Raw genomic sequence first — 10,448 nt, 5'->3', positions numbered from 1 at the left:
TTCTTACTCCCTCCCCTTGATAAGGGGAGGGTTGGGGTGGGGTCAAAAATTTACGACTCCTGCAAGGATTGCTATATATTCCTGGCGTTGCTCTGAGCAACTGCCCAGAAAAGTTTTATTATTATTGACTCTAATAAAATTAGTTTTTAATGATGAACGGCACTCCTCTATTTATGAATAAATTAAAACTCAAATTTTGCTTCCTAACTTAATTATAATTGTACAGGGAGCTAATATGCAAGAACTCATCAATCGGACGCGCCCTTAGACCAAACAGGCAATTGATTAATCTTGTCCAGCGTTATATCTACATACTTTTTACCGTCCGCCGCCAGATTTTCCCCAAAATATCCCTCATCGCCATCGTGCTTGTGAGGGCCACTCAAACCTTCTGCATAGCGGCCTTGCAAACGAGCTTGATTGAAAGGAGAAGTCGCGTACCAGTACCAGCGACTCGGAAAAACTATGCCACCAATATCCTCAATTGAATCGCGAGTGCCGCGAAAGTGGAAAATGCGATCGGCTTCTGCAAAACCATTTTCTCCAGAAAACACGCCCCCAACCGAAACAACCGTAATTTCTGCCTTCAGCCATTCTTTAAGATAGCGAGTAGCACCCAAAGCAACTTGTGCGCCACCGCTAGTGCCAATTAAAATAACTTTCAAAGGTTGTTTAGAATTAACTAAAATGGGAGATTGAGCATTCATGCGATCGATAATTGCATTAGCAATTCCCTGATTGTATGCAAAGCCGTAGCGATAATCTAGAGAAATTGCAAACCTCCAGAGATTGCGAATTTTGATGAATATATCCCCCGCAATCGGCCCTTTTTGTGCCTGTTCTGCAAACCGCCAAAAAGGAGCTAGCCACCGCTCTCCTCCTAAACTTTTGTTAGACGCTGAATAAGGAAAAACATCGCCCACTGCTACGCACTGCGGGTGAGTTTTAACTAAACGCTTGAGAAAGAACTCTTCGCCAGGGGTTAATTCGTCCCCCGAAAAATCCCCAACTCCCGGTAAAAAGATGATATAACAATTGATCGGCGAAGACTTGCGCGCTTCTAGATTGCCGTTCTTTGAGGGCAATATCTCCGGCGGATTTTTCTTGAGGCCCAAAGTTTCGGCACTTTGATTCAGCCACCATATAACAGTCCCCACCGGCGAAAGAATGCCCCAAATTACCAGGATTACACCTGCGATGAGCAACAAATTTAAACTTCCCCCGCGCAGCCATGCAAGTATCCGTAAAATCAATCTTAGCATTTAATAAAATCTGGTAGAATGCCAATTAATTACGTAATTACCTAGAATTAGTTCGGTGATTCTGCTGTATTAGAGCTTATTCTGTAAAAATTGTCAACTATCTTGGGGAGCAGGAGTTCAACGTGAAGGGAGAAGATTCAATTGCAGGTTTGGGCGCAACGCTTTGGAACGCACTTTCTTTGAACGGCAATTTTTACGAAAAAACTCCCTACACTGGCAGAACTAAGCGGATAGCTTTAACAATTGTAATTTTAGCAGCGCTGTCCCGCGTGCTGGGCAGTGCCGTCATCTTGTTAATCAACCGAACTGAGCTATCAGTGTTATTTTTAACACTTTGGATAGATGGTTTGGCAGTTGCGGGGGGTTATTATTTTTGGACTTTCACCATATTTAAAATCGGGGAGTGGCTGAAGCCGGGTCACGTAACTTATCGGGAGTTGCTGGTTCCAATCGGATTTGCCTATGCCCCCCAAGTTCTGAATTTTTTAACATTAATTCCCTTGCTGGGAGAAGGAATAGAGCGGATATTAGCTGTGTGGAGTTTGCTAGCTGTAATTGTGGCGGTTCGCCAAGGTTTGGATATTCAAACTCGCTGGGCGGTGGTAATTTGTTTTGTGGGTTGGCCATTGATCCAAATTGCGATCGGCTTTGTGGAAGTAATTAAACAGTTGCTTTCACGATGGCTTTAATTCATCAATACGGCAGCAGTATTGTAAACTCGCTGCCCTCTCCATGTTCCGACTTGCAAATTAACTTTCCTCCATGCTGTTCTACCACAATTTGATAACTGATAGACAATCCCAAACCTGTCCCCTTACCTATCGGTTTAGTAGTAAAAAACGGATCGAATATTTTACCCAGCACCTCCGAATTCATCCCCACACCATTATCAACAATGCGAATCGCTACTTGATTTCCTTCCGCGACTTCAGTGCAAATCTGAATTGTCGGAGTCTGTTCCCAGTCAACTTCACTCCCTCTTTCGCGACAAAAAGCATCAATCGCATTGGTCAGGACATTCATAAATACCTGATTTACTTCTCCGGGATAGCAGTTCACTAAAGGTAAATTGCCGTACTCTTTTATCACTTGAATATCAATTAATTTGTGATCCAAAATCATCAACGTGCTGTCGATACCTTCGTGAATATTAACCCATTTTCTATCTGATTCATCTAGCCGAGAAAAGTTTCGCAGCGACAGCACAATATCGCGAACCCTCGCAGCGCCCACTCTCATTGAATCTATCATTTTAGTGAAATCATTCATTAAAAAATCTAAATCTATTTTCTCTATTTCATTTACTATTTGTGGTACGGGATTTGGGTAATTATTTTGGTATAAACGTAGTAGATTTAATAAGTTCTCAGCGTATTCATTGGTGTAATGTAGATTTCCATAAATAAAGTTAATCGGGTTATTAATTTCGTGAGCAATTCCCCCGACCACTTGACCTAAACTGGACATTTTTTCACTTTGAATTAGCTGCACTTGAGTGTGGCGAAGTTCTTCCAGTGCAGTATGCAAATTCTCAGTTCTTTGGGCTACTCGCGTTTCCAGAATATTATAAAAACGAGCATTTTCTAGAGAAATAGCTGCTTGTGCAGACAGGATTCCCAAAATTTCTACCCTGTCGGTAGTAAAAGCACCTTTTGTTAAATTATTTTCCAAGTAAAAAATTCCCGTAAGGTTGCCTTGATGGATAATTGGCAATACCAGGATAGATAGGGGTTGATTAGCCGCAATATAAGGGTCAAATTGGAATTGATCGGATCGGGTAGCATCATCTAAAACCAAGTATTTTTTGGTTCTTTCTACATAGTTAATTAATGAAAGTGGGAGGTTCTCGGATTCGGCAATCGGGAGAGATTGTAACAGGCTTACATCATTAAACTTACCTGTAAGTCCAGCTTCTATGAATAATTGATTACCTGTCTTGGCAAGAAATAATACTTTTTGAGCGCCTGCGTTTTCCTTTACAAGCTGTACAAGTTTCTCTAGCAAACGGCTGAGGATAATTTCGCTCGAAACAGCTTGAGATGCTTTGATAACAGTTGGTAAATCCAGCATCAAGCTATTGTCAACAGTAGTGGTAGCAGTCATGAGAGCAACATTCTTAGATATTGCTCCTTGATTGCGATCGACTAAATAAGGATAACGGGATTCTAAGTATTTAACTTTTGCTATAGCTCCCCAGCGGATGTAGGCATAATAAGCTTTTGTCAGATAAGATTGAGCAATTATCTCTTTATCCAAAGATTGATAAAACTCTCCAGCTAATTCATAAGCTAATGCTTCTTCTTGGATGTAACCGTTAGCAGCCGCTCCTTTAATAGCTAAGTCATAATAATCCATGGCTGCAAGTTTATCGCTGAAAAGTCGAGCTTTCTCCGCTTCAACTAACTCGTACTTGTGCTGATAATTCATGGGTGCATGGTAGGCCCACTTTTTCATAATTTGCTGATTAGAGTTAACAATAGCTAGGTATGCTTCTTGATTGTCACTGTCAGGATAGTGAGCGAGGAGGGCCAGCGAATAGTAGAAATTGTGTACCCCAACAGTGATTAAGCCGATCGCCCCATCTGCATATTCTGCCGCTAATTTACCACGGGCAACAGCCGCAGCATAATCTTTCAATAAATAAAGCACGATCAATTTACCAACATACGCTGCAAACAGCGACATTCGATTATTTTCTTTCTGCCAACGGGACATCACAGCAGGTTCATCCAACTTGGAGCTACCTAACCGTACTTGCTCTGCTGTTTGGCTTCTTAAGCTTGAAGCAATTAATTGCCATATTTTAGCATAATTTATGGCAAATTCGTGTTTGTTTTTCAGCAAAAACTCCATATAAATGGTTTGTTTATCTTCGACATATTCTAGCGGTTCTCCCACAAAAAATAAATTGGTAATATAGTGCTTGCAATTATAAATTGCCCATTCTAAATCGCCAGTCTCGACACCAACTTTCATTCCTTCTAGAAAGGAAGCAAGTGTATTTTTAGTAGACTCTTTCCAGATTCTGATATGAGCATTAAACATTACATAAACCTTCGCTGTTTGTTGGCTAGCATTAAATTGTTCTAGCAGCTTTAAAGCGATTAGTCCAGCGTAGTAGCCAGCTTCGATGTCGCCTTCTGTCCCGCACAGAATCATTCCATAAAGAGTATAGGGAAAAGTAGCTAATGCTGAATGACCGTGATCGATACAAAGATTGACCATAGTCAAGACGAGCGACGACACAATTTCAGGTTTGGCAATATAAGCAGGAGGATAGAGGGCTGTCAGGATTTCCATAGCTGCCACTAGATATGGATCTGTCATAACTGGCAGGTTTTCTAATTCCTCAATTCGCGGCAATTTTGGCACTGCAATGGTTTCCTTGTCTAATAGGTTGAGTCCCAGCATTTCCAGCACTTTTAGACCTGTTTCAACAGCTTTTAGCATCTGGCTTTGAGCCTGATAAAATAGGATCTTGAGCTGATACACTTTCACGATATCAAGCTGGTTTTTAGCCGCTCGCAAAACCACTTCCGCCAAAACTTCTGCTTGCTCAAAGTTGGTGTTTAAATATTCCGCTTCCAGCGTCTCTACATACAACCGCAGCGTCATGCTATAGTTGCGATCCCAGCTATCAGGTGCTAATAACGACATTCCCGCATTCAAATACTTAACAGCGGGTTCGTAAGCATTAGCTACTTTTGCCTTATGTCCAGCAATTAAATTTAATCCTGCTAATTCATCTTTTTCTGATTGGAGGAGCAGACAATCAATTCCTACATTCAACTGGTTGATAATATCAAAAATTTTCTCTTCTACTTTATCGGCGGGCGTATTTTCAAACAGCAATTTACCGATGCTAAGATGAGTGACTTTCTTTTCATCATCAGGAATCAGCGAATATGCAGCTTGCTGGACGCGATCGTGCAAAAATTTATAGCTGATTCGCGAAGAATCGAAAGTTAAATTAGCTCCTCCTTCTCCATCTAAAAATAAAGGAATGAGATAACTCTCATTCAAAGGAAGTATTAACCCTGCTTGCAAAGCATCCCAGAGTTCAGTCGCCGTGACTGATGGAGATTTGGCGTTGACAGTAGAGAGAACATCTAAAGTGAATTTGTCTCCAACACAAGCAGCCAATTTCAAAATTTCTTGTGTAGTCTCTGGCAATTGTTGAATCCGACTGGCTACCAATTCAACTACGCTCTTATCTGTGATGCCAATAGCGTGAATCTCCTCAATGTTCCACTGCCACTCCCCTCTGCTTCCGGCAGACAGCAGCCGGGAAAAGTCAAATCTCAAAAGTTTTTCTTGATAAAGAGTGTTGAGCAATTGCGTCAAGAAAAAAGGATTCCCACCAGTTTTATTCCAAATTAACTTCGCTAAAGGTTGAATTCTGTCTGAGTCATTCAATGTCTCAGAAATTAACTCAGTAACCTGGGCTAAAGAAAGAGGTTCCAGCACTAAATTGTTGATAATAATACCCGTTTGTTGAAGGTACTCTACTGTTTGCCTTAAAGGGTGTGTAGAGCTAACTTCATGGTCTCGATAGGCTCCAATTAATAGTAAATATTTGCTATCGGGGTCAGTCGCTAGCAATTCCATTAATTTCAAGGTTGCTGAATCTGACCACTGCAAGTCATCAAGAAATATGACTAATGGATGCTCTTTTTGCGCGAATACGTGGATAAATTCTTTGAATAGCCTGTTAAAGCGGTTTTGTGCTTCTGTGGGGGCAAGTTCCGCAACGGCAGGCTGTTTGCCTATTACCAATTCTAGTTCTGGAATCACGTCAATAATTACTTGTCCGGCATCGCCTAGTGCGGCTAAAAGTTTATGTTGCCAATCTTGTAATTTTTTGTTATTTTCGGCAAGTAACTGCTGGATCAAAGATTGAAAAGCTTGAATTAAAGATGCGTAAGGTATATTGCGTTTGAATTGGTCAAATTTACCTGAAATAAAATAACCCCGCTGTCTGGTGATGGGTTTTTGAATTTCGCTAACTACGGCAGATTTGCCTATACCTGCATAACCCGACACTAGGATCAGTTCAATTTGGGAAGGGGAAGAATTGTCCTCGCAAGGATTAGCTACACGTTCAAATGCTGCCAATAGTTCGCTGACTTGTGTTTCCCGACCGTACAATTTTTGAGGAATCAACAACTGACTCAATATATCTAAGTTTCCGGGAGTAAAATCGACTATCTTGCCTGTAGTTTCTAACTGATATAAACAACTTTCTAAATCGGCTAACAATCCGCCTGCGCTTTGATATCTATCTTCGGCATTTTTGGCCATCAATTTTATCACAATTTGTGAGATTGCTGGTGGAATGTCTGAATTAATTTGATGGGGTACAATTGCTTGAGATGCTATGTGACTGTAAACTATCTCTAACGGGTCGTTACTCATAAATGGTAATTGACCTGTCAGCATTTCATATAAGGTAATACCGAGAGAATAAAAGTCTGTGCGGTAGTCAAGGGTGCGGTTCATTCTCCCGGTTTGTTCGGGAGACATATAAGCAAAAGTACCGACAATCGAGTTAATATTATTAATTTGGGGATTTTCTTTGGACAATCGTGAAGCAATCCCGAAATCTGTCAGTTTAATAATTCCTGTTTGGCTATTGATGATGATATTGCTAGGCTTAATATCTTTATGAATAATTTTTTGAAGATGCAGATATTCTAAGGTTTTTATGAGTTGAATACCAAACCTCAAACAGGTGATAACTTCGAGCTTTTGTCTGGACATCAGGCGATCGATAGATTCGCCCTCAAAGTCTTCTAAAATCAAGCCCAGACGGTTGTCAAATGTTTCTAGGCTAATGACTTTAACTAGGCCCGGATGGTCTAAATGTTGGCGAATGTGATACTCGTGCTTGATGCGGGTAATTGCATCGAGGGTGGGATATTCAGCTTTCAGGATTTTGAGTACGGTTGTATCCTGGTGGGTGGGGATTTTTCCTCGATAAATAATCGTTTCGATACCTTCGTGGAGAGTGGAGTAGATTTGGTATTGCGAGAGAAATTGCATGGAGTTCTCCTCTGAGTTGGAAATATATTTGATTCGAGTCGCTGTTCGCTGTTGACTGTTGGCTGACGGCACGACCACCGTCAATCGTCAAAAGTCTTGACAGGGCAACCGTTATATGCTTAGCTTAGTTAAATGGTCTACTTAAAGTAAAAAAATCAATTTATTTACTGGTATAAAATTTTGATATATAAGAAATTATAGTATCTATGCAACAAAGCCATTTTGCTACTATTATTCTCAATTAATAGTCGTTGGTGGCGGACGGCAACCACACCCCTACTATTCGGCTCTCCCCACTGTCCCTACCCCTTTAGCAAGATACATTGTTAGAGAAGGAAATACACAAAAATTTACATCTATAATTTGTGTAGTGTTCCAAATCGCTCCTCACCAGCAGCGATACAGCCCTCGCCAAGACAGTAGGATAGAAAAAATATGTTTGAACGCTTTACAGAACAAGCCATTAAAGCAATCATGCTAGCCCAAGAGGAAGCGCGACGCCTCGGTCACAATTTTGTAGGCACCGAGCAAATTCTTCTGGGGCTCGTCGGCGAAGGCACTGGCATCGCTGCAAAAGTATTACTGGATATGGGCCTCAACTTGAAAGAGGCGCGCAATGAAATCGAAAATATCATCGGTAGAGGTTCTGGCTTCCTCCCGCCTGAAATTCCTTTTACGCCCCGCGTCAAGCGCATTTTTGAGACGGCGCTGAACGAAGCGCGACAGTTAGGCCACAATTACATCGGCACCGAGCACATCCTGCTGGGGCTGATTCAGGACGATGAAGGGGTGGCTGCGAAGGTGCTGCAAAACTTGGGGATCGATCGCCAGAGAGTCCGCACCCAGGTAATTCGTGCCGTGGGAGAAGTCGCGGCAGTACCCGGAGGTAGGGGAGATAGCGGCGATCGCAAAATCCCGACTTTAGAAGAATTTGGGACAAACCTGACCAAGTTAGCCGCAGCAGGCAAACTCGATCCCGTGGTGGGCCGCGAAAATGAAATCGAGCGCGTGATCCAAGTGCTAGGCCGCCGCACGAAAAACAATCCAGTATTAGTAGGCGAACCGGGAGTCGGCAAAACAGCCCTCGCCGAAGGCCTAGCCCAGCGGATTGTTAATAGAAACGTCCCGGAAATTTTAGAAGACAAACAAGTAATCAGCCTCGATATGGGTTCGCTGATTGCTGGTACAAAGTTCCGAGGTGAATTTGAAGAACGGCTGACGAAAATCATGGCCGAAATTCGCGCTGCCGGCAACATCATTCTGGTAATTGATGAAATTCACACCTTAGTCGGTGCAGGTGCAATTCAAGGCAGCATGGACGCCTCCAATATGCTCAAACCCGCCCTTGCTAGAGGCGAATTGCAGTGTGTGGGCGCAACTACTTTGGACGAATATCGTAAGCACATCGAGCGCGACGCTGCCTTAGAACGCCGCTTCCAACCGATTAAAGTCGGTGAACCGAGCGTGGCTGAAACAATAGAAATATTGTACGGGTTGCGATCGGCTTACGAACAGCATCACAGACTGACAATTTCTGACGCAGCTTTAGAAGCAGCGGCTACACTGTCAGACAGATACATTAACGATCGGTTTTTGCCAGACAAGGCGATCGACTTAATTGACGAAGCAGGTTCCCGCGTCCGCGTGATGAATTCACAAACCCCGCCGGAAGTTAAAGAACTCAAAAAGCAACTGCCTGCAGTAACAAAAGAAAAAGATGCAGCAGTGCGCGAGCAAGACTTCGACAAAGCTGGAAAATTGCGCGATCGCGAATTAGAAATTGAAGCCGAAATCGCCGAAGCTACGATCAACAAAAGCCAACTCAAAACCTCTCCTGTCGTCACCGAAGAAGACATCGCCCACATCGTGGCTAATTGGACGGGAGTACCGGTCAGCAAGCTGACAGAATCCGAATCGGAATTGCTGCTGCACATGGAAGACACCCTGCACCAGCGCTTGATCGGTCAAGAAGAAGCTGTCACCGCAGTTTCTCGGGCCATCCGCCGCGCGCGAGTAGGCTTGAAAAATCCGAATCGCCCGATCGCCAGTTTCATCTTTTCCGGCCCCACAGGCGTCGGCAAAACGGAACTTACAAAAGCCCTGGCAACTTATTTCTTCGGTTCCGAAGAAGCCATGATTCGGTTAGATATGTCCGAATTCATGGAACGCCACACGGTTTCCAAACTCATCGGTTCGCCTCCCGGTTACGTCGGCTACGATGAAGGCGGCCAACTAACCGAAGCAGTCCGGCGTCGTCCTTACACGGTCATCTTGTTCGACGAAATAGAAAAAGCTCACCCGGATGTCTTCAACATGATGCTGCAAATCTTAGAAGACGGCCGCTTGACGGATGCTAAAGGTCGGACAGTAGACTTTAAGAATACACTGCTGATCATGACCTCAAACATCGGTTCGCGAGTAATTGAAAAAGGTGGTGGCGGTCTCGGTTTCGAGTTTGCTGAAAGTGCCGCAGACGGTCAATACAACCGCGTTCGCAGCTTGGTAAACGAAGAACTGAAACAGTTTTTCCGTCCCGAATTTATCAACCGCTTGGATGAGATTATCGTCTTCCGCCAGTTGAACAGAGAAGAAGTGAAGCAGATTGCGGACATTATGTTGCAGCAAGTCTTCAGCCGCTTAACCGAACAGGGTATTACTTTGTCGGTGACGGAACGGTTTAAGGACTTGTTAGTTACAGAAGGCTACAATCCCAGCTACGGTGCTCGACCTTTGCGCCGCGCAATCATGCGGTTGTTGGAAGATGTACTGGCTGAGGAAATGCTGTCTGGGAAGCTGAAAGAAGGCCAAAAGGCGATCGTTGATGTGGATGAAAATGGTCAGGTTAAGGTAGTGCCCGATGGCCCATCAGAGCCGAAATTGCCCGAATTCGCATTGAGCCATTAATGGGTTCTACAGACAGATAAATACTGTTGATTAAAAACCCGGTTTCTTAGAGAAACCGGGTTTTTAATTAAAAAATACCAGTAAAAAAAAGCAAGCAACCGAGGACACGGCAGTGCCGTTTCCCTACCCCAAAATAATCGATAATGCTCTTTCGATATGTAACTATAGCAGTCGCCAAGGCGGTTAAGACGTATACTGGAAGTAATCCGGAATCATGCGATCGCGAAACCCATGCCCAAA

General features: G+C 43.3%; 4 protein-coding genes. 2 read left to right on the top strand and 2 right to left on the bottom strand.

Features of this window, described 5'->3' with window-relative positions; all coding sequences use genetic code 11:
• Positions 1-248 precede the first annotated feature (248 nt).
• A complete protein-coding gene (locus QUA10_RS27975) occupies positions 249-1,262 on the bottom strand; it encodes a hypothetical protein (RefSeq protein WP_333083978.1) in 1,014 nt (337 codons plus the stop codon).
• A 122-nt stretch (positions 1,263-1,384) separates the two neighbouring features.
• Here QUA10_RS27975 and QUA10_RS27970 point away from each other — a divergent pair, with 122 nt between their 5' ends.
• A complete protein-coding gene (locus tag QUA10_RS27970) occupies positions 1,385-1,951 on the top strand; it encodes a hypothetical protein (RefSeq protein ID WP_333083979.1) in 567 nt (188 codons plus the stop codon).
• Between the two features lie 4 nt (positions 1,952-1,955).
• Here the strand turns inward: QUA10_RS27970 and QUA10_RS27965 are convergent, their stop codons facing one another.
• Positions 1,956-7,304: an AAA family ATPase gene (locus QUA10_RS27965; RefSeq protein WP_333083981.1), complete on the bottom strand. Its 5,349-nt coding sequence runs from the start codon at positions 7,302-7,304 to the stop codon at positions 1,956-1,958.
• Positions 7,305-7,739: 435 nt separating this feature from the next.
• Here QUA10_RS27965 and QUA10_RS27960 point away from each other — a divergent pair, with 435 nt between their 5' ends.
• Positions 7,740-10,208, top strand: coding sequence for an ATP-dependent Clp protease ATP-binding subunit (locus QUA10_RS27960; protein ID WP_333083982.1), 2,469 nt, complete (start codon positions 7,740-7,742; stop codon positions 10,206-10,208).
• The last annotated feature ends 240 nt before the right edge of the window (positions 10,209-10,448 follow it).

It is taken from the genome of Microcoleus sp. Pol8_D6, from assembly GCF_036700965.1.
GTDB lineage: Bacteria > Cyanobacteriota > Cyanobacteriia > Cyanobacteriales > Microcoleaceae > Microcoleus.
Note: the sequence above shows the minus strand (reverse complement) of the source record. Positions and strands in the feature narration are given on the sequence as shown.

Coding starts and splice junctions, on each gene's coding strand:
- QUA10_RS27975 (WP_333083978.1), bottom strand. CDS start 1,262: ATGCTAAGATTGATTTTACGGATACTTGCATGGCTGCGCGGGGGAAGT.
- QUA10_RS27965 (WP_333083981.1), bottom strand. CDS start 7,304: ATGCAATTTCTCTCGCAATACCAAATCTACTCCACTCTCCACGAAGGT.
- QUA10_RS27960 (WP_333083982.1), top strand. CDS start 7,740: ATGTTTGAACGCTTTACAGAACAAGCCATTAAAGCAATCATGCTAGCC.